21 protein-coding genes are annotated in these 22,971 nt (G+C 40.9%); 16 read left to right on the top strand and 5 right to left on the bottom strand.

The window, feature by feature from the left end; genetic code table 11:
* Positions 1-1,766, bottom strand: a 1,766-nt coding sequence (gene priA, locus B2R65_RS17385; protein WP_286744764.1) for a replication restart helicase PriA, incomplete at its 3' end; no start/stop codon positions are given.
* Between the two features lie 232 nt (positions 1,767-1,998).
* Between priA and rpmE the strand changes: the two genes are divergently transcribed.
* The gene (rpmE, locus tag B2R65_RS17380) at positions 1,999-2,214 is read left to right on the top strand and encodes a 50S ribosomal protein L31 (protein WP_004589339.1); all 216 of its coding nucleotides are present in this window, start codon (positions 1,999-2,001) and stop codon (positions 2,212-2,214) included.
* A gap of 520 nt (positions 2,215-2,734) precedes the next feature.
* Complete coding sequence (locus B2R65_RS17375) at positions 2,735-3,976, top strand: malic enzyme-like NAD(P)-binding protein (protein WP_029771819.1); 1,242 nt, start codon at positions 2,735-2,737, stop codon at positions 3,974-3,976.
* A 62-nt stretch (positions 3,977-4,038) separates the two neighbouring features.
* Here B2R65_RS17375 and metJ read toward each other — a convergent pair whose 3' ends face one another.
* Positions 4,039-4,359 (bottom strand): met regulon transcriptional regulator MetJ, encoded by a 321-nt coding sequence (gene metJ / locus B2R65_RS17370; protein WP_004589341.1) that lies wholly within the window; start codon positions 4,357-4,359, stop codon positions 4,039-4,041.
* A gap of 268 nt (positions 4,360-4,627) precedes the next feature.
* On the opposite strand from metJ, the gene metB reads away from it, so the two are divergent.
* Positions 4,628-5,875, top strand: coding sequence for a cystathionine gamma-synthase (metB, locus tag B2R65_RS17365; protein WP_286744762.1), 1,248 nt, complete (start codon positions 4,628-4,630; stop codon positions 5,873-5,875).
* A 6-nt stretch (positions 5,876-5,881) separates the two neighbouring features.
* Entirely contained in the window at positions 5,882-8,227 is a 2,346-nt protein-coding gene (metL, locus tag B2R65_RS17360) for a bifunctional aspartate kinase/homoserine dehydrogenase II (protein ID WP_286744761.1), read from the top strand.
* Between the two features lie 55 nt (positions 8,228-8,282).
* Here metL and B2R65_RS17355 read toward each other — a convergent pair whose 3' ends face one another.
* Positions 8,283-10,799 carry a penicillin-binding protein 1A gene (locus tag B2R65_RS17355; protein WP_286744760.1) on the bottom strand — a complete coding sequence of 839 codons (2,517 nt, stop codon included), beginning with the start codon at positions 10,797-10,799 and terminating at the stop codon, positions 8,283-8,285.
* 131 nt (positions 10,800-10,930) lie between these two features.
* Between B2R65_RS17355 and B2R65_RS17350 the strand changes: the two genes are divergently transcribed.
* The 9 genes from B2R65_RS17350 (at position 10,931) to B2R65_RS17310 (ending at position 19,867) form a co-directional block, all read left to right on the top strand.
* Entirely contained in the window at positions 10,931-12,010 is a 1,080-nt protein-coding gene (locus B2R65_RS17350) for a pilus assembly protein PilM (RefSeq protein WP_004589345.1), read from the top strand.
* Positions 11,998-12,570, top strand: a complete 573-nt coding sequence (locus B2R65_RS17345; RefSeq protein ID WP_024032531.1) for a PilN domain-containing protein — start codon at positions 11,998-12,000, stop codon at positions 12,568-12,570. Before B2R65_RS17350 ends, B2R65_RS17345 begins: the two co-directional genes overlap by 13 nt.
* On the top strand, positions 12,560-13,165 hold the full coding sequence (locus B2R65_RS17340) for a type IV pilus inner membrane component PilO (protein ID WP_004589347.1): 606 nt from the start codon (positions 12,560-12,562) through the stop codon (positions 13,163-13,165). The genes B2R65_RS17345 and B2R65_RS17340 overlap by 11 nt, the downstream gene beginning before the upstream one ends.
* Entirely contained in the window at positions 13,162-13,698 is a 537-nt protein-coding gene (locus tag B2R65_RS17335; RefSeq protein WP_024032530.1) for a pilus assembly protein PilP, read from the top strand. Before B2R65_RS17340 ends, B2R65_RS17335 begins: the two co-directional genes overlap by 4 nt.
* Positions 13,685-15,775, top strand: a complete 2,091-nt coding sequence (locus tag B2R65_RS17330; protein WP_024032529.1) for a type IV pilus secretin PilQ — start codon at positions 13,685-13,687, stop codon at positions 15,773-15,775. Before B2R65_RS17335 ends, B2R65_RS17330 begins: the two co-directional genes overlap by 14 nt.
* Positions 15,776-15,959: 184 nt before the next feature.
* Positions 15,960-16,478 (top strand): shikimate kinase AroK, encoded by a 519-nt coding sequence (aroK, locus tag B2R65_RS17325; protein WP_004589350.1) that lies wholly within the window; start codon positions 15,960-15,962, stop codon positions 16,476-16,478.
* A 28-nt stretch (positions 16,479-16,506) separates the two neighbouring features.
* Positions 16,507-17,577 (top strand): 3-dehydroquinate synthase, encoded by a 1,071-nt coding sequence (gene aroB, locus B2R65_RS17320; protein ID WP_024032528.1) that lies wholly within the window; start codon positions 16,507-16,509, stop codon positions 17,575-17,577.
* Positions 17,577-18,947: an AAA family ATPase gene (locus B2R65_RS17315; RefSeq protein WP_286744747.1), complete on the top strand. Its 1,371-nt coding sequence runs from the start codon at positions 17,577-17,579 to the stop codon at positions 18,945-18,947. Before aroB ends, B2R65_RS17315 begins: the two co-directional genes overlap by 1 nt.
* Before the next feature lie 53 nt (positions 18,948-19,000).
* Positions 19,001-19,867 carry a Dam family site-specific DNA-(adenine-N6)-methyltransferase gene (locus tag B2R65_RS17310; protein WP_024032526.1) on the top strand — a complete coding sequence of 289 codons (867 nt, stop codon included), beginning with the start codon at positions 19,001-19,003 and terminating at the stop codon, positions 19,865-19,867.
* Here B2R65_RS17310 and B2R65_RS17305 read toward each other — a convergent pair.
* Entirely contained in the window at positions 19,815-20,000 is a 186-nt protein-coding gene (locus B2R65_RS17305; protein ID WP_024032525.1) for a DUF2970 domain-containing protein, read from the bottom strand. The two genes, B2R65_RS17310 and B2R65_RS17305, sit on opposite strands and share 53 nt — an antisense overlap.
* 3 nt (positions 20,001-20,003) lie before the next feature.
* Positions 20,004-20,300, bottom strand: a complete 297-nt coding sequence (locus tag B2R65_RS17300; protein WP_064386247.1) for a hypothetical protein — start codon at positions 20,298-20,300, stop codon at positions 20,004-20,006.
* 426 nt (positions 20,301-20,726) lie between these two features.
* On the opposite strand from B2R65_RS17300, the gene rpe reads away from it, so the two are divergent.
* The 3 genes from rpe to trpS form a co-directional block, all read left to right on the top strand.
* Entirely contained in the window at positions 20,727-21,410 is a 684-nt protein-coding gene (gene rpe / locus B2R65_RS17295; protein WP_029771856.1) for a ribulose-phosphate 3-epimerase, read from the top strand.
* Positions 21,410-22,075 (top strand): phosphoglycolate phosphatase, encoded by a 666-nt coding sequence (locus B2R65_RS17290; protein ID WP_055254629.1) that lies wholly within the window; start codon positions 21,410-21,412, stop codon positions 22,073-22,075. The genes rpe and B2R65_RS17290 overlap by 1 nt, the downstream gene beginning before the upstream one ends.
* 33 nt (positions 22,076-22,108) lie before the next feature.
* On the top strand, positions 22,109-22,971 hold an 863-nt coding region (gene trpS / locus B2R65_RS17285; RefSeq protein ID WP_286744738.1), incomplete at its 3' end, for a tryptophan--tRNA ligase.

Genomic DNA, 22,971 nt, shown 5'->3' with positions numbered 1-22,971 from the left:
CCAGAGCGACCCGCGCGCCCAGCAACTTGAGTTACCAGCTGGGCTAAATGCTCTGTGGCTCTAAAATCGCACGAGTACAAGCCGCTATCTACATCTAAAATAAGCACTAAGCTAACATCGGCAAAATGATGACCTTTAGCCAACATTTGTGTGCCCACTAAAATACGCGCCCCGCCTTGGTTTATCTCCTCTAAGGCTTTTTCTAGGCTCCCTTTACGGCGGGTTGAATCGCGGTCGATGCGGGTTACGGGTGTATCGGGGAATTCACTCGATAAAAATTCTTCAATTTGTTCGGTGCCTTTACCGTTAGGAAAAATTTGTGTGCTACCGCAATCAGGACATTGGTGAGGTACCGGGTGTTGCTCCCCACAGTGGTGGCAAATCATTTGGCCAATGGCTTTATGAAAGGTTGCGCTGGTGCTGCAGCGATTACACTCACTCAGCCAACCGCATTCGTGACAAATTAGCGTAGGAGAAAAGCCACGACGATTTAAAAACACCATAACTTGCTTACCACGGTTTAAATGTTGGCGCATAGTGGCAAGACTTGCGTGTGCAATACCCGCTTGGTCGGGCTGGCCTTTCATATCAAGCAACATAAACTGATTATCGGTCGCAGTTTGTGCGCGCTCTGTAAGGCTTAAAAGTTGGTATTTGTTGTTTATAGCTTTGTGCAGTGTTTCGAGCGCAGGGGTGGCACTGCCTAAAATAAGCGGTATTTTGTGCTGAAATGCCCGATAAGCGGCTAAATCGCGTGCGTGGTAGCGTAAGGTATCCTGCTGTTTAAATGAAGAGTCATGCTCTTCATCAACCACTATCATTCCTAACTTTAAAAAAGGTAGAAAAATACTCGAACGGGTACCTATTACAATTGCGCAGCTGCCTTTTTCGCAAAAACGCCATGTTTGCAAGCGTTCGTTATCGGTTAGGGCTGAGTGCCATAGCATAATTGGCGTATCGGGAAAGCGACGACGAAATCGGTTAACAGTTTGTGGCGTTAAGCCTATTTCAGGCACCAGCACTAAGGCTTGCTCGCCACGTTTAAGGACTTCTTCTAGGCATTGTAAATACACTTCGGTTTTACCACTGCCTGTCACACCTTCTAATAAAAAGCTCTTAAAGCCAACACTTTGATTTATTGTAGTGCACGCTACGGCTTGCTCTTTATTTAGTACTGGCTTGGTGCCGACTGTGGGCGCAACGCTTTGCCATTGATTATCATGCTCAATGCTTTGGGTTACAAGCTCTTTATCTATTAAGGCATCTATTGTTTTTTTACTAAAGCCGAGCGCTTTTAGCTCGGTTATCGACGACTTACCCGATTGCGCGAGTTGCTTTAATAAATTTAGCTGAGTTTTCGCTTTTAACGATGGAACCTTTGCGCCTTTTTCGGTAAGGCTAATCATGTTAATGCTGGTTTTATCTGGGTTTTCACCTTGGCGAAGCGCACCTGGCAGCGCAATGTGTATGGTTTCGCCGAGCGGGTAGCAATAATAGCGTGCAGTAAAGCTAAGCAGTTCTAAATGCTGTGATGATAAAATAGGGGTTTGGTCAATAACCTCAGTAACCGCTTTAATTTTGTTCTCTGGCACGTCGGTATGCGTTTTAAGAGCAAGAACAACCGCTACTTTCTTTTGATTGCCAAAGGGTACTAAAACACGCATCCCTGGCACAATAGGCGCCGAGGGCGAGATGAGTTGTTCATCTATTTTATAATCAAAGGTGCGTGGTAACGGAACTTTAATAGCAACTTCAACAAAACGCATAACAACTCATGTGATAAAGGGTAATAGCTTAATGTACTAAAAATAAGGCTAAAAACCTACATACAAATGGATGCGGTAGCGCTGGTTGGTTACTTTTTTGGCAAAAAGCGTAATTAAAGCTTGTGCGGGGCAAGCTAGTTGGATAAAATCCGCGGCCTATAAATTTGTTTTAACGACGTATGGTGCCAGACTTCGGGTTTGGAGAGCGATGCGGCCTTAACTAGAGGTTCCTATGAAAGAAGGTATTCACCCTAAGTACGAAGCAATTTCTGCAACATGTTCATGCGGAAACAAATTCGAAACTCGTTCTACTCTTTGTAAAGACATTCACCTAGACGTATGTTCTGCGTGTCACCCGTTTTACACTGGTAAGCAAAAGATTTTAGACACTGGCGGCCGTGTTGATCGCTTCAACAAGCGCTTCGGTGCACTTAGCAGCAAGAAGTAATTATTGCTGTTTAGTAAAAAAAGCACCTTCGGGTGCTTTTTTTGTGTCTAAAAATCATCATTTTTACTAAAAAATCACCGATTGTTGCCGTACTACGTGTGCATAACTATTTCCTGTTCTTATTCTGAATATGCATAAACCTTTGCAGACAAACTCTCAATTCTTCTCTATATTTTTTATACGTTAATTTTTAACCAAGCTGCTAAAAGTGCTTATCGTGGCGATATTTGTTTTTAACGGTGATAAACGCGCCATATTGGTGCATTTTACTATTTTACTATTCTGCTATTTTACAAAAATATTGGCAGGGCAAAATGAACCTCAAAAAGCACTTTTTGAATGAATTTTTATTTGTTTAATATTGATAACTTTTAGCGAAGTTGCTGATAAATCACTTAAAATTAACGGATATAGCATATAACAGGATAGACCTGATATTGCTTGGAATTTAAAAATAATAAGAGTATCTTAGCCCCATACTCCCTCTCACTTAACTTAAATTGCAGGATACCATCGCGTTATGTCAGATTTTCGTGAACAAGCATTACACTACCACTCTCACCCCGTTCCAGGCAAAATCAGCATTGAGCTAACAAAACCAGCCGAAACGGTGCAAGACTTAGCATTAGCATACAGCCCCGGTGTTGCAGAGCCTGTGCGCGAAATTGCAGCAGACCCAGCCAATGCATATAAATATACCGGTAAAGGTAATATGGTTGCGGTGATCAGTAATGGTACGGCAATTTTAGGTTTGGGTAATTTGGGGCCTTTAGCCTCTAAACCTGTTATGGAAGGTAAGGCGCTTTTATTTAAACGTTTTGCTGGCCTAGATTCTATTGATATTGAAGTTAAGCATCGCACCACCGAAGACTTTATAAATACAGTGGCTAATATTGCCGACACGTTTGGTGGTATTAACTTAGAAGATATTAAAGCGCCAGAGTGTTTTGAAATTGAAAAAGCACTTATTGAGCGTTGCAGTATTCCGGTTTTTCATGATGACCAACACGGTACCGCTATTGTAACTGCGGCAGGTATGCTTAACGCCTTAGAAGTGCAGGGCAAATCAATAGAAGATGCCATTATTGTATGTTTAGGTGCAGGCGCTGCAGCGGTTGCTTGTATGGAGCTGTTAATTAAGTGTGGTGCACTGCGCGAACATATTTATATGCTAGACCGCAAAGGGGTTATTCATACTCGCCGCGATGACTTAAACGAATACAAACAGCTTTTTGCTAACAATACAGATAAGCGTACTCTACAAGATGTAATTGCTGATGCTGATGTGTTTGTAGGTGTATCGGGTCCTAACTTACTTGCACCTGAAGATCTAAAACTAATGGCTGATAAGCCAGTGGTGTTTGCATGTTCAAACCCAGATCCTGAAATTGCACCTGAGCTTGCGCACAGTGCACGTAAAGACTTAATTATGGCAACGGGGCGTTCTGATTTCCCTAACCAAGTTAATAATGTTTTATGTTTCCCGTTTATTTTCCGTGGTGCACTTGATGTACGTGCAAGCGCCATTAACGATGAAATGAAAATAGCCGCTGTCGAAGCTATTCGTAGTATTGCTAAAGAGCCAGTGCCTGAGCAAGTATTAAAAGCAGCGGGTGTAGAAAAGCTCGAATTTGGTGCAGATTACATTATTCCTAAACCTATGGACCCGCGTTTATTACCACGTATAGCCAAGGCGGTTGCTATTGCTGCTGTTGAATCGGGCGTGGCACAAATTGACTTACCGGAAAATTATATGGCGTAATATATAGCGCTTAAACAAAAAAAACCTCAGCATGCTGAGGTTTTTTTTTAAAAAAAGACGTTTTATTCTTCGTCTAAAATAGGCACTTCTAAACCCATTTCTTGCATTATCTTTTTAACTTCTTCGGGTACTTTTTCTGCGTTATCTTTACGTAGGTCATCATCATTAGGTAATGGCTGGCCTGTAAAGGCATGCAAAAACGCTTCGCATAGTAACTCGCTATTTGTTGCATGACGCAGGTTGTTTATTTGACGACGTGTACGCTCATCAGTTAATACTTTTAATACATTTAGCGGGATCGAAACGGTGATCTTTTTAACTTGCTCTGATTTTTTCCCGTGTTCTGCGTATGGGTGAATATACTCACCATTCCATTTAGCCATAAGATGTATCGTTGCCTCAGATTATTAATTTCTCACACGGCGTAAAAAGCGTGTAAATATGCGTGAAATTCTATCGTTTTAAAAAAGATAGTCAAATAATAGATAGCAATCTATCTTAATAAGCTGGCTGTAATAGTAAATACAGCCTCATTGAAGTTTTACGCGTCTGTTATTTTTAGCCATCTAGAGCTTTAAATGCTTTGACTTATTATAATGGATAACTTACTCTTTTAGACGTCTAAACATCCAAATTAATCAGGTGACGAATATGAGCGAAAAAAACAAAGCAACCATTGCTGTACGAAATGGGGTTGATGCCGATAAACATCATGGCGCCGTTGTACCGCCAATTTATTTATCGACGACTTATTCGTTTGCCGATTTTGATACTAAGCGCGCATACGACTATGGACGCAGTGGTAATCCTAATCGCGATATTTTAGCTGACACTTTAGCAGAACTTGAAGGTGGCGCACGCGGAATTATTACTGCTACGGGCATGGCAGCAGTGCACTTAGCCACACAGTTATTAAATAACGATGATACATTGGTTATTCCTCACGATTGTTATGGCGGCAGCTACCGTTTATTTACGTCGTTAGAAAAGCGCGGCTTGCTTAAACTTAAAGTACTTGATTTAACTAAAGCAGAAAGCCTAGAACAAATTTTAACCATTAAACCTAAATTAATTTGGATAGAAACACCAAGTAACCCTGTGCTGCGCCTAACGGATATTAAAGCCGTGACGGATATAGCAAAACAGTGCGGTGCATTAGTGGCCGCCGATAACACCTTTTTATCACCGGCATTACAAAACCCAATTAAGTTTGGCGTAGATATTGTTGTGCACTCAACCACTAAATATATAAACGGCCATTCTGATGTTGTAGGCGGTGCAGTTGTTGCTGCAACACAAGAGCTTGGTGATGAGCTTGCTTGGTGGGCCAATAACATTGGTATTACCGGCGCACCATTTGATAGCTATTTAACGTTACGTGGTTTACGTACTTTAAATGTGCGTTTAAAACAGCACCAAGAAAATGCCCTGGCAATTGCTAAATACCTAGAAAGCTCTGAGTATGTTAGCCAAGTTTACTACCCATGCCTTGAATCGCATCCTCAACATGCGCTTGCTAAAGCCCAACAGCTTGGGTTTGGTGGTATGGTTAGTTTTGATATTAAAGGCGATGTGAATGATGCAGCGGCGTTTTTAACGAGCCTTAAAGAATTTAGCTTAGCAGAATCGTTAGGTGGGGTTGAGAGTTTAATTTGTCATCCTGCGACCATGACTCACGCAGGTATGGAAGCTCAAGCACGTTTAGAGGCGGGTGTGGGCGATACGCTAATTCGTATTTCGGTCGGTATTGAAGATGTAGAAGACCTACTGGCTGATTTTGAACGTGTATTTAACTTAGTTAAACCTGGTCAAAATAAAAATGTAGGGCGTGTTGGTAAAGCTGCAGGCAATGCCAATGGTGATGTAAAGCAGCAGGCTGCTCATCCAGCTTTGTGGTGATTGAGTATGGTAAAAAGTGTACATAAATTTGGCGGCTCAAGCTTAAGCTCGGGCGAGCGCTATCAAAGTGTGACAAAAATAATTATTGGCCACACACAGCCTGGCGATTGCGTGGTTGTATCTGCTGCGGGTAAAACCACTGATACATTGGTTTCGCTGTGGCAAAGTTATCAACAACAAGATAAGCAAGCCGTTGCTGATATTTTGCTGCAATTGAGCAATCACCAAACGGCATTAATTGAAGAGTTATTAAAAGCCGATGCTAAACACACGGCTTTAGCTGTGTTAGCGCAAGAGCTAAGTGATGTAGCGGAGCAAGCCAGCAAGCAGCAGTTACAAGAGGCGGCCTTACTGGCGCATGGGGAGCTGTGGTCTGCGCGATTATTAGCAGCCTATTTAACGCAATTAAACATTCAAGCGTGTGCTCATGATGCTAGAGCGCTGTTTAGTGTAACAAGCGGGGAGCTTTTGCATGCGCAAAACAAACAGCAATGCAGCCAAGTTATTGATGCAAATAAAATTAACGTAGTAACAGGGTTTATCGCAGCAAGTGCTGATGGTAAAACAGTTACGCTTGGGCGCAATGGCAGTGATTACAGCGCCACCTTATTAGCCAATTATTGCGACGCACAAAATGTATGTATTTGGACTGATACGCCAGGGGTATTTAGTGCCGACCCACGTAAAGTTGAAAAGGCGATTAAGTACAACAAGGTGTGCCGTGAACAAGCTAACTTATTAGCTCGATTGGGTAACCCTGTGTTACATGCTAAAACGCTTTCGCCTTTAAAAAACAGTAATATTAAACTGGCTGTACGTAGTAGTTTTGATGTGCAAACTGCTCCTACCGATATTGTAAAACAAGGCAAAGCTAAGCAAAAACGTTTTATTACTACATTACAAAACGTTGATTTACTGCTCGTTGAAGGCCTTAACGCGGGAGAAGTGGCGCATGTTAGCCAGCTTATTCAGCACAGCCTTCATCATTTTATACACAACGGCGATACATACTTAGTTGTGCCCGCGGGTGCAACGCATCAAGTAGTGAGTTATTTTGCTGGGCGAGCAAATATCAGCGAGTCTAATTTAAATGGCTGCGCGGTGGTTGCGCCTACGCAAGATGTTTACACACTAAGTACATTAGCGGCTGAGGTTTTAAATCAGCAAAGTATTCACCCTCGTTTTATTCATCAAGATACAGGCTATACATTGCTGTTAACTGATCAGTTAATAGAAAGCGATGTACTTAGTTTATTGCACGAAAAATTAATTAATAAAGGCCAAGAAGTTGCCCTGGTTGTGGCTGGCTTAGGTAATGTAGGCGATGAATTTTTAAGTCAGCTAGATGCTCAATTTAAACGATTGTCGGACGACTATAGTATTAAGCTAGTTGGCTTAATTCGCTCGCAGCATATGCTATTTAATGCCTCGGGTATTACACTCGGACAGTGGAAAAAACAATGGCAGCATAATGCCGTTGCTTATGAGCAGGCGGATTTATTAAGTGTATTAAACGAACTTGATTACGAGCACAAAGTTGTTGTTGATATAACGGCAAGCGAGCAATTTAGCCAATTATACACCGACTTTGTAGAGCGAGACTGCCATTTAATAAGTGCTAACAAGTACGCGGGCACTGCTGCATCTAATTGGTATAACGCGCTGCGCCAAAGTATTAGCGAGCGTAATTTGCATTGGCGCTACAACACCAGTGTTGGGGCAGGGTTGCCGATTAACTTTGCGTTGGCCGATTTACAAAATAGTGGCGATAAAATTACCCGTATTGAAGGTGTTTTCTCGGGCACACTCTCGTGGCTATGCAGTAGGTACGATGGCAGTGTGGCATTTTCTGACCTTGTTCTTGAAGCGCAAAAAATGGGCTTTACAGAGCCTGATCCTCGCGAGGATTTATCGGGCCGCGATATGCAACGTAAATTGCTGATACTTGCACGCGAGCTTGGCATTGAATTAGATTTAAATGATATAAGCTTACAAGCATTAATGCCTGATGAGCTAGCCCAAGGTTCATGGGATGACTTTTTAGTGAATAAAGATAAGCTAAATGCCTTTATTAAACACCATGCCGATGCGGCAAATGCGCAAGATGCTGTACTTAGGTATACCGGTTTATTGGCATTAGAGCAGGGTAAAGTATCGGCGAAGGTAGGTATAACTTACGCGCCTAAAGGGGACGCCTTAGCTAACTTAACACCAGGCGATAATATCTTTGTTATTAATAGCCAGTGGTACAACGAAAACGCCTTAGTAATACAAGGCCCTGGGGCAGGCAAAGAAGTGACCGCCGCGGGCGTGCACTCTGATTTATATTGGTTAGTTAAAAACCTAAAATAGCGCAGGCAAATATTAATAGTAAAACGGCAGCTTGTGTAAGCTGCCGTTTTTGTTTTTAGAATAACTCTTCTTCTGTTTTTGTATCTTCTTCAAAAATATCAGTTGGCTGAGACAGTACATATTTTGTAGGCGCAGTGCCTTTTTCAAAATACTCAAAGCGACTGGTGTAGTCGTTTTTATGACTTAACAAACCTGTTTTTAAATCGATACGAATTGAAACTAGTCCTTCAGGAGGCTCTATTGGCGCCTCTGGTGTGCCCTCAAGCGCCACTTTCATAAAATCAACCCAAGCAGGCTGTGCCGTTTTGGCGCCCGATTCAGCACCAGAGATTTGGCTGCTATCTAGGTTGTTATTATAGGTGGAGCGCCCTAACGAGTTACCTGGGTTGTCAAAACCAACCCATACAGACGTTACTACATTGCGGTTAAAGCCGCTAAACCAAGTATCAACAGAGTCATTGGTTGTGCCTGTTTTACCCGATAGATCGCGTCTATCTAATGCTTGCGCACGCCAACCTGTCCCGCTCCAGCCTGTTTTATGGGTCCAGCTACCGCCACCCCATACTGCGCTGTGCATTGCTTCAGCAATTAAAAAAGCATTTTGCTTTGAAATAACACGTGGTGCACAACGTGGTTGCGTGGCTGTATCATCTGTTATGTCGGTATCTAGGTTATTGTTGGCAAAGCTATCCACTGCTTGAGAGACGGGTAATAGCTCGTCTTCATCGCAAGCAAGAGCCGGGTTTGCTTTAAATAGTACATTGCCATAAGCATCTTGAATTTCAGATATAAAGTAAGGTTCAATTAAGTGACCGCCATTAGCAAATGCGCTCATGCCGCGAGCAAGTTCTAATGGCGTGATTGATGCACTCCCTAATGCTAACGATTCACTGCGGTTAATATCAGCATCTTTAAAACCAAACTTAAGCAAGTGATCGGCGGTGCGTTGTAACCCTACACCGCGAAGTAAGCGCACAGAAATAACGTTTTTAGATTGTGCAAGTGCACGGCGAATACGTATAGGGCCATTATAAACTGCTGGGCTGTTTTTTGGTCGCCACGCTACACCTAAACTTTTATCCCACTGGTTTATTGGCGCGTCGTTTAAAATAGAGGCCAATGTATAGCCATTTTCGAGCGCAGCAGAATAAATAAAGGGTTTAATATTAGAGCCAACTTGGCGTTTAGCTTGTACCGCTCGGTTGTATTGGCTTTGCTCAAAACTGTAACCGCCTACTATAGCTTTAATACGACCATCTTGTGGGTCGAGTGAAACAAGTGCACTGGCAGCTTCTGGTATTTGGCTTAGTAGGTAACTGTCGTCGTCATTTTTACGCAGCCATATTTGCATGCCAGGGGTAAGAATGTCAGTAGCGGCTTTAGGGGCAAAACTTTGGCGGTAGCGAGTAATGTATTTGCGCGCCCATTTTAAATTATCCCAATCAAGTGTGGTGCGCTGGCCATTTTTTAAAATAACGTCAGCGGTTTTCTCTGCCACATTTAACACCACGCCAGCATGCAAATCAGCTATTTCTTTAACAGGTTTTAGCTTTTCTATAATTTGCTGCTCACTTAAGGCAGGCTGTGTTTCTGGATCCCACAACACGTCTACAGGCCCACGAAAGCCATGACGCATATCATAGTTATGTAAATTATTAACTAAAGCTGTTTGCGCAGCCTTTTGAACTTTAGACTCCACAGAGGTAAATATTTTAAAGCCAGAGTTATATGCTTTTTCTACACCGTAGCGCTCAACCATCTCAGCACGAACCATCTCAGAGATATAAGGGGCGTAAAGGTCTATCTCGGCACCGTGAAAATAAGCAGTGATAGGCTGGTTAGCCGCATCGTTGTATTGCTGTTGCGTAATATAGTTTTCAGTAAGTAAGCGACCAAGCACTACATTACGACGTGCTTTAGCTCTAATTGGGTTACGAATTGGGTTAAGCGCCGAAGGGGCTTTAGGTAAACCGGCAATCATTGCCATTTGTGCAAGAGTGAGGTCTTTTAGCTCTTTACCATAGTAAACTTGAGCAGCAGCCCCAATACCAAATGCACGATTACCTAGTTCTATTTTATTAAGATACAGCTCAAGAATTTCGTCTTTTGTTAATACACTTTCAATATGTAGAGCTATAAAAATCTCTTTAACTTTACGAATATACGCTTTTTCTCGTGTTAAAAAGAAGTTACGAGCAAGCTGCATAGTAATGGTACTCGCGCCCTGTTTTTTCTCACCTGTTGAAATTAACACAATAGCAGAGCGGACAATACCAATAGGGTCTATACCAATATGGTCATAAAAACGGTTGTCTTCTGTTGCTAAAAAAGCATCAATTAAAGGCTGGGGAATTTCGTCTATAGTGATGGGGATGCGGCGTTTTTCACCAAATTGATTAATTAAGAGTCCATCTTTTGTAAAGACTTGCATAGGGGTTTGTAATTGCACGTCTTTTAAAACTTGCACACTGGGGATATCAGGTTTAACGTAATAATAAAGGCTGATTAAAGTGATCAGACCAAATAACGTGCAAATGATAAAAAATTGTAATGTTCGTTTTAATAAAATCACTTATATTTCCCTAAATGGACTCCCAATTGCGAGTTTAGACTGCTAGTATATATTGATTAAAAAATGAATAATATTTTTTACTAAAAAAATTATAACTTGTTTATTATTAAAACAAAGGTCAAGTTGCAAACATGCTAAGTCAACTATTTCAAAAGCCATCCACTGCGATGGTCGGAATTGATATCGGATCGCACTCAATCAAAGCAGTGCTTTTAAGTGAAATTGAAACGGGATTTCGACTAGAAGCACTTGCAATTGAACCTATGCCAAAAGGCGCAATGAGCGAGCGCTCTATTCAGGATATTGAAGCAATTGGTAACATAATTACAAAATTAAAAAGAAAACTACCAAAATCTTTAAAATCAGCGGCAGTGGCTGTATCAGGGCAAACCGTTATCACTAAAGTTATTTTTATGGATGTTTCATTAAGCGACGCTGAATTAGAGTCGCAAATTGAAATAGAAGCTGACAGCTTAATACCTTACCCCCTTGATGAAGTGAGTTTAGATTTTGAAAAGCTCTCTACCAACGAAGCCGACCCGAGTAAAATGAATGTGTTGTTATCTGCTGCACGTACAGAAAGTGTTGAAGCCCGTGTGGGCGCACTTGAGGCGGCAAACTTAACCGCTAAAGTGGTTGATGTTGAAAGCTATGCGTTAAGTAGAGCAATGGATGTGTATTATCAGCAATTACCAAGTGACGCCTTTAATAAGTGTGTTGCTGTGGTAGATATTGGCGCTGTTTTAATGTTGGTGAGTGTTGTTCAAGCAGGTGAAACAATTTATACCCGTGACCAAGTGTTTGGTGGCGACCAATACACTAACAGCATTGTGTCTTACTATAACAAAGGCTTTGATGAGGCTGAAATAGGCAAAACAACGGGTGACTTACCCCCTAATTATACTTTTGAAGTGCTGGCACCGTTTCAAACATCATTATTGCAACAAGTGCGCCGTGCGGTACAAATGTTTTTAACAACTACAGGTAAAGATCAAGTAGATTATATTGTGCTAACCGGCGGTACATCGATGATTGACGGTTTAGATAGGTTGTTAATTGAAGAGCTAGGTATTCATGCTGTGGTGGCTGAACCATTTGCAAATATGGAAGTTTCGCCAAAAGTAGACAGAAATGTAATGCAGCGAAATAGAACGCAGTTTGCAATTGCTACTGGTTTGGCATTAAGGAGCTTTTCATCATGCCACATATAAATCTATTGCCGTGGCGAGAGCTACAGCGTGAAGAATCAAAAAAGAAATTTATAACAATTTTAGTTGCGGTTGTTATTGGCTGTTTTGCAAGTATGTACTTACTTAGCTCTTTTTACGCGGGTTTAAAAGATGGCCAAAATTTAAAAAATAATTATTTAAGCTCAGAAATCAGCATGCTTGATAAAAAAATCAGTGAAATTAGAAATCTTGATAAGCGAAAAGAAAATTTACAACAACGTATGCGATTAATTGAAGAGCTACAAAGCAGCCGTAATTTAGGTACTCAAATTATGGACGAAGTAGCTAAAATTGTTCCTCAAGGCGTGTATTTAACTAAGCTTGAGCGCCGCGGCAGTCAAATACATGTGCTAGGGCGCAGTGAATCAAACAATCGTTTATCTACTATGCTGCGTCAGGTGCAAGGCTCATATTTATTAGAAAGACCTACCATGCAAGGCATTGTGGCAGGCGATCAAACATCACGGTTACTCAGTGATTTTAATATGGAGTTTTACGTAAAACCATTTGATGAAATTGGTGAGGTAAGTGATGAACCTTGATTTAAAAGCCTTAAATGAAATAGATTGGAATGAAATTGAGCTCGACAACATTGGCGAGTGGCCCGTTGCGGTAAAAGCAATTTGTTGCTTATTTATAGCCGGTTTAGTGTTGTTTTTTAGTTACAGCCTATTGGTATCTGATGAAATAGACAGCTATCACAGCGCGGTAGCTAAAGAAGTAGAGCTGCGCAGTACCTACAGAACAAAGTATGCCGTAGCCAGTAAGCTTGATATATACCGCCAGCAAATGGTTGAAATGGAAGATAAGTTTTCACAACTACTAAAGCGATTACCTACCTCAAATGAAACCCCAGGCCTGTTAGACGATTTATCTTATGTAGGTACTACTAGCGGTTTAACATTTTTGAAAATTGGCTGGTTACCTGAAGTCGAAAAAGAGTTTTATACTGAGCTGCCAATAAAAATTGAAGTAATAGGCACTTACCATGAATTTGGTGAATTTGTAGGAAAAGTAGCCCAATTACCACGAATTGTAAGTTTACACGACTTTTCGATTGTATCATCTGGCGAAAAGCAACTAACATTCAGTGTGGTAGCAAAAACATATCGTTATGAAGAAGGGGTTAAAAAGTGAGATTAGTCCCTTTATTATCATTATCAGTTTTATTGTTGGCAGGTTGTAACGACGATACGTCGGAGCAAAAAGAATTTATTGACCAAGTTAAGGCCAGCACCACGCCTAAAGTTGAGGAAATACCTGAATTAACGCAGTTTGAACATTTTGAATATAATGCATCGCAGTTACGTAGTCCTTTTGTGGCTCCGCAGCCTGAAATTATTCAAAATAAACTAACGCAAATTAAAAATTGTTTACACCCTGACCCTGATAGAGTGAGAGAGCCACTAGAAAAGTACCCGCTCGATAACCTATCAATGAAAGGTACATTAGGCTCTAACGGGCAAATGTGGGCACTGATCACCGCAGCGGATGAAACGCTGCATAGGGTAACGGTAAATAATTACTTAGGGACGTATGACGGTAAAGTTAAGTCTGTAAGTAGTGATTATGTAGAACTAGTTGAATTAATCCCTGATGGGTCGGGTTGTTGGAAAGAGCGGCTGACTAAATTGGAAATGTTAGAGGCGGCAAATAATGGCGCAAATTAATAATAAAAAAGGTAAAACACACATGCATAAGGATGTACTTTGGCATCATCGTTTTCAAACGGTGTTATTTGTCATATTGGCTCTTTTTGTTGCAAAAACAGCCAGTGCAGCGCCGCTACTTTATGATGTACGTTATAACCCCTTGCTAAAAGGCGAGACAGAGTTACAACTTGTATTTGACGAAGAGCTAACACAACAACCTAAAATTCAAGTACACAACACACCAGCGCGCATAGAAATGCTATTTGATGGTGCAGAACTAGAACAGGGTCTTGAAAATGTGCCGGTCGATCACGCAGGTATTAACAGTGTAAGCAGCGTACTGACAGAGCAAGGCTTAAAAGTTACGGTAAATTTAGAGCGTTTAAAAATATACGAAACACAAGTTAATAATAACTTAGTGTCGTTGCGCGTATCTGATAACCCGCTTACTGAGCAAGCTTCTGATGAAAGCAGCAATAGTTATGATGCCTCAAGCGCTTATATTAATCGGATTCAATCTATTGATTTTCGTCGTGGTGAAAAAGGCGAAGCAAAAGTTTTAGTATTTTTACAAGACACGCAAGCTGCAATAGAAGTACATGAAAGTGGTGGAAAAATAATTGCAGAGTTTCATCACACAGATATTTTAGATGACTTACTGTATGAATTAGATGTGCTAGATTTTGGTACTGTAGTAAGTACCATTGAGACCTTTAAAGAAGATAGCTTAAGCCGTGTAGTTATTGAGCCTAATGCTGCTTTTACCTTTACCTACCAGCAAATAGATAACATTTTAACGTTAACCATTGAAAAAGATGAAACGCAAAATGCCTATTTAGATGGCGGCAAAGAATATCAAGGTCGTCCAATGACCTTAAACTTCCAAGATATTTCGGTTAGAGCTGTACTGCAAATCATAGCGGGTTATAACGAGTTTAACTTAGTAACGAGTGACTCCGTAACCGGCAATATTACGCTTCGTTTAGATGGCGTTCCATGGGATCAAGCTTTAGATGTTGTACTGCGTATTAAAGGCCTTGATAAGCGTATGGATGGCTCTATATTGATGGTTGCGCCAGCTGAAGAGCTCGCAGCACGTGAAGCTAAAGATTTACTAGCAAAACAAAAGGTCGAGGATTTAGAGCCGCTTTACAGTGAGTATATTCGTTTAAACTACGCTAAGGCTGAAGATTTTGCGGATTTACTCAAAACCGATACTAACAGCATCATTTCTGCCCGAGGCAGTGTATCGGTTGACCAGCGTACCAATACATTACTTATTAAAGATACAGCGAAGAGCATTGAGAGTATTCGTCGTATGATTGAAACACTCGATATTCCAGTGCAACAGGTTGTTATTGAATCACGTATGGTAACAGTGCGCGATAACGTCACAGAAGATTTAGGCGTGCGTTGGGGATTTAGTGATCAACAAGATAGTGATGGTATATCTGGCTCGCTTGAAGGAGCTGAGTCTATCTCAAATGGCACTATTCCTGATTTATCAGACCGTCTTAATGTAAACCTACCTATTACTAACCCTGCGGCAAGTATTGGTTTACACATAGCTAAGTTGGCTAATGGCACTTTAATTGATTTAGAGCTTAGTGCTTTAGAAGAAGAAAATAAAGGTGAGATTATTGCGAGCCCGCGCATTACTGCAGCTAATCAGCAAAAAGCACGTATTGAGCAAGGTACTGAAATCCCCTATACCGAATCAGCCTCAAGTGGTGCTACTACTGTAAGCTTTAAAAAAGCGGTATTGAGCCTTGAGGTTACACCGCATATAACGCCTGATAACAAAGTTATTTTAGACTTAGTTATTACACAAGATACTCGTGGCGAAACGGTTCAAACCGGAACAGGTGAAGCGGTTTCGATAGACACTCAACAAATTGAAACACAAGTGCTGGTTGATAACGGCCAAACCGTTGTGCTGGGTGGTATTTTTCAGCAGCAAATAATTAATACCACAAATAAAGTACCTGTACTTGGTGATATTCCATATGTTGGACGCTTATTTAAGAGCACCAGCGAGTTTAATGAGAAACGTGAATTACTTATTTTCGTGACACCGAAAATACAAATAGATTAAAATTTAGTGGTTTTATGTTCGTCAACGAGTGTTTATTGATAATAATTGCTCGTTATATGGCTTTTTATTGTAATAGACTTGAAATACCCGGCCAATTACTGAGATAATCCCCTCCTTAATTTTGGGGCCAGGTCGTTAGGCGGGGTTTTATTTCAAATTTTAGAGTTCGTTTGTACTAAAAGATATGGCTGAGAAACGTAATATATTTCTAGTTGGCCCCATGGGGGCTGGCAAAAGCACGATTGGTCGTCACATCGCTGACCAATTACACCTTGAATTTGTCGATTCTGATCAAGAAATCGAACGCCGTACCGGTGCAGATATTGCCTGGGTGTTTGATCTTGAGGGTGAAGAAGGCTTTAGACTTCGTGAAGAATCTGTTATTGGCGACTTAACCGAAATGCAAGGTATTGTACTTGCAACCGGTGGTGGTTCAGTAATGAGTAAAGAAGTTCGAAACAAGCTTTCGGCTCGTGGTATCGTTGTATACCTAGAGACACCTATAGAAAAGCAAGTTGCACGCACGCAACGCGACAAGCGTCGCCCATTACTGCAAACTGAAGAAGCACCTCGTAATGTACTAGAGCGCTTAGCAGAAGAACGCGAGCCACTATACAAAGAAGTTGCCGATTTTGTTGTACGCACCGATGAGCAAAGCGCTAAAGTTGTTGCTAACCAAATCATCGAGAAATTAGATTTTTAAAAACCAATAATAAAGGAAATAACAAAGCATGCTTGAATTAACTGTTAATTTGGACGAGCGAAGTTATCCTATTTTTATTGGTCAATCTGCACTTCAAGATAATGGCCGCCTTGTTCACCACATTGGTGATTGTCGGCCTATCATTATCACTAACGACACAGTTGCGCCTTTATATTTACAAGGACTGCTTGATTCGTTAGCTGATCTAGACCCTCTTTCTTTTGTCATTCCAGATGGTGAGCAATACAAGTCGCTTGAATGGTTTGAGAAAATATCTGCTTTTTTATTGCAAAATAATTGCGGCCGAGACACATGCTTAATTGCACTAGGTGGCGGCGTTATTGGCGATTTAACAGGTTTTGTTGCTGCATGTTATCAGCGCGGTGTACCGTTTATTCAAATTCCGACCACGGTACTATCACAAGTTGACTCCTCTGTAGGGGGCAAAACAGCGGTAAATCACCCACTGGGTAAAAACATGATTGGGGCGTTTTATCAGCCGCAAGCGGTTTTTATTGATACTAATTCACTTCACACTTTACCGGCGCGCGAATTTGCAGCGGGTATGGCCGAAGTTATTAAGTATGGTTTAATTTACGATACCGAGCTATTTGCTTTTATTGAGCAAAATGTAGAAAAGCTACAGCAACTAGATGAAGCAAGTTTGCAGCATATTATTTATAGATGTTGTGAAATTAAAGCGCTTATCGTGGCGCAAGATGAAAAAGAAAATGGCCTTCGTGCATTACTCAACTTAGGGCATACCTTTGCGCATGCAATTGAAGCGCAAATGGGATACGGTGTATGGCTACATGGCGAGGCTGTTGCTACCGGAATGGTACTTGCTGCTAAATTAGCGCATACACGCGGTGATTTATCGCAAACTGAGGTAGATAGAATTGTAACGCTACTCAAGCTTTATAATTTACCGACTGAGATCCCAAGTGAAATGACTGCTGAGCAGTTTTTAATGCATATGCGTAAAGACAAAAAAAATAAAAAAGGCACTATCCGCTTTATTTTACCTACTCAATTTGGTCAATGCGCATTGGTAGATGACGTATCAGACGACCAAGTTAGAGCGTTAATCGAGCAATAATGCAGGCGCAAATTTTACCAAGCCGTGCGGCGTTGGTGGATAGAATCGCTCTGCAATTTGAATACGGGCAAAACTTAATTGTATTACTAGGCACCTCTGGCCTAGGCAAAAGTTATATGCTCGAAACCTTCATCACCGACAAATACAACAGTTTTAATAAAGCATTTGTACAAGTAAGTGCCAGTGTAAATGATGTATCACTGATGAGTGATATATTAGAGCAAAGCTTTAACTCTCCGCTGATTGATCACGATTTATCGTTAAGTGAAAACTTTTACCAATTGTTGCAGCAGCAGCCGTGTGAGGCTTGTTTGTGGGTGCTTGATAATGCAAGGCACCTATCTGAAGAGCTATTACAGGAATTAGAGTTACTTGCCAAAAACAGCCCTGTAACGCTTTATATCATGCTAGCTTCGCAATCAAAGCTAGCTATTAATAATGCCGTTGAAATTTACTTAGAGCCTTTATCTGCACATGAATCTAAACAGCTAATGAGCTGGTATTTTCCTAATTTACCGTACGATGAAGACCCCGTATTTAGCGCATTTTTAAATGAAGCGAATGGCAACCCCAGCTTATTATTAGCATGGCAACCAACGGAGCATGTGGCTGATATTGTAAAAAAAGATAAAGTGTCGTGGCGAGTACACTTAATCTCGTTGTTAATTATAATTATGCTACTTATCATTGGGTTGCTGTATAAAAATGACATGACCCAGTGGTGGCAAACGTACTATCAAAATCAACAAAGCCAGGACATAGATACCGCTATTCCTGCTTCTAAAATTGTCGCTATCCCAAGCGCAGATAAAGAAGTCAGTAATGATAATTCTGATATATCAAAAGCGGATTTGCCTTTAGAGCCGGTCAGCGATAAATCACAAGGTAATGTAGCGCCCCATAAAAACGATGTGCCGGCGATAATGCAAAGTTTAACGCGTCAGGCTCAACAAAGCGCTCAAAGTGAGCAAAGCGAGGCGTTACCACAAAGCTTAAACACTCCTGAGACTATTGAGCCAATTGAAAGTGACGATAAAGAAAGCCCGCAGCCTAAAATCTCAAATAACGTATCCGATAACGCTTGGTATTTAGCTCAGCCAGATAATAATACAACTGTGCAGCTGCTAGCCGTTACACAGGAAAAAATCACCCGTGAGTTTATTATTGAACATAATTTAAGCCAGCGCGCTAAGGTATATCAAACTAAGCGAAATAATAAAGTGTGGTGGGTGGTTACTATTGGCAGTTATGCATCACTCGCTGATGCTAAAAGTGCGTTGTCTGCCTTGTCGAGTGCGCTTAGAAAGAACAAGCCTTTTTATAAAAAAATCAGCAAAATAAAACAAGAAATTGCACGACTTGATCAGTAAACTGACTCACTTTAGTGTAAAATCGCGCTACAGCAGATTGAAGTTAAGAACCAATGCAACAAAAGAGTAGAGCCTTCCTTAAATGGGCTGGCGGTAAATACAGCCTAGTTGAAGATATTAATGCACGTTTATCTCAAGCCAGCAAACACGCTGAAACCTTGGTAGAACCTTTTGTAGGTGCAGGCTCGGTATTTTTAAATAGTAATTTTAAACACTATTTACTCAACGACATCAATGCTGATTTAATTAACTTATACAAAGAGCTCAAGCGCTCGCCTGATGAGTTTATAAGTGACTCTAAAAAACTATTTGTTGATTTAAATAACCACCCAGACGCTTACTACGAATACCGTGTACAGTTTAATAAAAGCAGTGATGTGTATGAGCGCGCAATGCTCTTTTTATACATGAATCGCCATGGTTACAATGGGCTGTGTAGGTATAACCTCAAAGGCATTTTTAACGTGCCATTTGGTAAATATAAAAAGCCTTATTTTCCTGAAAAAGAAATGTACTTTTTTGCCGAAAAAGCACAAAAAGCCACATTTACCTGCCTAAGCTATGATGATGTGTTTAAGCTTGTGCCAAACAATGCGGTTATTTATTGCGATCCTCCTTATGTGCCGCTAAGTAAAACAGCGTCGTTTACCTCTTATGCTAAAGGCGGGTTTAATTTAGACGATCAAGCAAACTTGGCAAACTTAGCCGAGCAAGCCGCGTTTGAAAACAATACCCCAGTGCTTATATCTAACCACGATACCGTATGGACGCGAAAAATTTATAGCCAAGCTACACTTGGTAAAATTCAGGTAAAACGTACTATCAGCCCTAAAGGTGGATCACGCAACAAGGTCGACGAGTTAATGGCTATGTATTTAGCACCCAAGCAACCACTGCGTAAATTGTCACTACAAAAATAACAAAAAACAGCACAGCTAAAGCAATAATAAAAAGAGGGGAGTGTTGCTGGAAGTCGGCTTGGCGTTTGTGCTCTGATTGCACACCAAAAAATGCTGCTAGCACACTTTGCAACGCGCTAATAAAGTGCAGCATTATTTAAAATAGAGGTTTTATTGAAGGCGTATTCTTAGCGTCTTCTGAGCTAGTTAATAGCTCTAATAAATCTAAATAATGAAACTGCGCACTGCGGCTATCGCCTGTTAGCCACGAAAACCACGATGAGTCTTCTTCTACTTTCGCACACGTTAAGGTGTTTGAAGTGTTTTTACTACTTGCCTGATGCTGACAATTGCTAACTAAGCTTAAATCTTGCTCAGAACTTGGCGCAAAACTAAATGCTCCAATAAATAACAATGCCGACGCAATTAAGATCCCTGTTTTAAATGCACGCATAATATTAGCCTAAAATTAAGTTACTCCTTTAATAATAACAAAAGCTGTATAAATAACAAACTAATATTTATCTGTAATAGCTAAGGCCTGTTGAAACTTGCGAGTTAAAGTGTGCTCTCAAGCTAAGAGTTTTTAAATCGCGACCCGAGGGTTGTAATCGAGTGGGCACAATAACTGCTCTTGCGTAAACTAATAACTTGTATCATGTAAGCATGGCTTGTGTATCCTACTCACGGCCTGACCAAAAATTAAACATGCTGCCTAAAACTCAACCACTAAAGCTCAACACGCCCTAAAGCTTTTTATAAATAAATACTTATGTATTTAAATCGATATTTTTAGTTATGCCTAATTTACAGTGTATTACTTGGGAAACCTTAGCATTTACGGTACATTAAGGCATACTTTACTGATTGACGGATTACTATGTTAAACCCTGAACAAAAATACTTAATTGCGCCTTCTATTTTGTCAGCCGATTTTGCAAAATTAGGCGAAGATGTGGATAAAGTACTCGCTGCAGGCGCTGATGTAGTACATTTTGATGTCATGGATAATCACTACGTGCCTAATCTCACTATTGGGCCTATGGTGTGTAAAGCGCTTAGAGATTACGGTGTAACAGCACCTATAGATGTGCACCTAATGGTAAAACCAGTCGATAGTATAATCCCTTTGTTTGCAGAGGCCGGCGCATCAATAATTACTTTTCACCCTGAGGCCAGCGAGCATATAGACCGCACCATACAGCTCATTAAAGACCATGGTTGTAAAGCAGGCTTAGTATTTAACCCTGCCACTAGCCTTAGCTACCTCGATCACGTTATTGATAAGCTAGATACTATTTTATTAATGTCGGTAAACCCAGGCTTTGGCGGCCAAAGCTTTATTCCCCACACCCTTGAAAAACTAGCTCAAGCTAAGCAGCGTATAGTTGCGTCGGGTCGTGATATTCGCCTAGAAGTAGATGGTGGTATTAAGGTTGATAACATAGCGGCAGCAGCGCAAGCAGGTGCCGATATGTTTGTAGCAGGGTCTGCTATTTTTAATGAGCCTGATTACAAGGTTGTTATTGATCAAATGCGTGAGCAGTTAGGAAACGTAAAGTAATGAAATATGATGTAGCTTTGTTCGACCTTGACGGCACACTTGTTGATAGCGTTTACGATTTATACCTAGCAGTAAACTTAACACTGAGTGATTTAGCGTTTCCTATTGTTAGCCAAAGCTTGGTTGAAAGCTGGATAGGCAACGGTATTGAAACCCTAGTCAAGCGTGCACTCAGCGGCGATATGCAAATTAGCGAACATTTAGATGAAGCGCTTAGTGCAAAAGCCATTGCCTTATTTTACCAACATTATGAGCAGCTAGTGGGCAAGTATAGTGTGTTGTATCAGCATGTAGAAACAGGGCTCAGTGCTTTGCGGGGCATGCCAAAAGCACTTGTTACTAATAAGGCGCGTCTATTTACCGAGCTACTACTTGATAAGCTTTCCCTTACCAGTCACTTTGAAGTGATAGTGTGTGGAGACGATATGGCTAAAAAGCCTTCACCAGCGCCTTTATTGTATGCATGTAACAAGCTGAATGTTGAGCCGAGTAAGGCTATTATGATTGGCGATTCAAAAAGCGATATATTGGCAGCACATGCCGCTAAAATTGATGTGATTGCGGTGGATTATGGTTATAACCAAGGCGAAAATCTTGAGGATTATAATCCACAGTACCTATGCGATAACTTCTTAGATATAATACCAACACTAACACAGCGTTAAAATTTTTAATTAACTAAACAGTAAAGGAAAATCATGAGTAAACCAGTAGTTTTAAGTGGCATTCAGCCAACCGGTGGTATGACAATAGGCAACTATGTTGGCGCTATTAACCAGTGGCTAAAGCTACAGGAAGACCACGAAAGTTTCTTTATGCTTGTTGATTTACACGCGATTACTGTTCGCCAAGAGCCTGAACTTCTTCGCTCTCGCGTATTAGATGGTATAGCGTTATATGCGGCATGTGGCATAGACCCTGAAAAATCGGCCTTATTTGTACAGTCGCAAGTGCCAGAACACGCGCAGTTAGCATGGGTGCTAAATTGTTACGCACAAATGGGCGAGCTTAACCGCATGACTCAGTTTAAAGACAAGTCATCTAAGCATGCTAACAATGTAAACGTCGGTTTATTTTCGTACCCAGTATTGCAAGCAGCGGATATTTTATTATACCAAGCAGACCAAGTACCGGTAGGGGATGATCAAAAGCAGCACTTAGAGTTAACGCGTGATATAGCGACACGCTTTAATAATTTATACGGTGACGTATTTAAGTTACCTGAGCCATATATTCCAGAATTTGGCGCACGCGTAATGAGCCTTCAAGATCCGCTCAAAAAAATGTCTAAGTCTGATGAAAACCCTAATGGCTATATCATGCTATTAGATGAGCCTAAAAAGATTGAGAAAAAGCTTAAAAAAGCAGTAACCGATTCAGACGAGCAAGCGCGTATTTACTTTGACCGCACTGAAAAGCCAGGCGTTTCTAATTTACTTACTTTATTAAGCGTAGCCACTAAGCGCTCAATTGAAGACTTAGTGCCAGAGTATGAAGATAAAATGTATGGTCACCTGAAAAAAGACACAGCCGATGCAGTTGTTAGCATGATTGAGCCAAT

The organism is Pseudoalteromonas sp. UBA2102, assembly GCF_002331165.1.
Lineage (GTDB): Bacteria > Pseudomonadota > Gammaproteobacteria > Enterobacterales > Alteromonadaceae > Pseudoalteromonas > Pseudoalteromonas atlantica.
The sequence above is the reverse complement of the archived record's forward strand: the minus strand, read 5'-3'. Positions and strand labels throughout refer to the sequence as shown.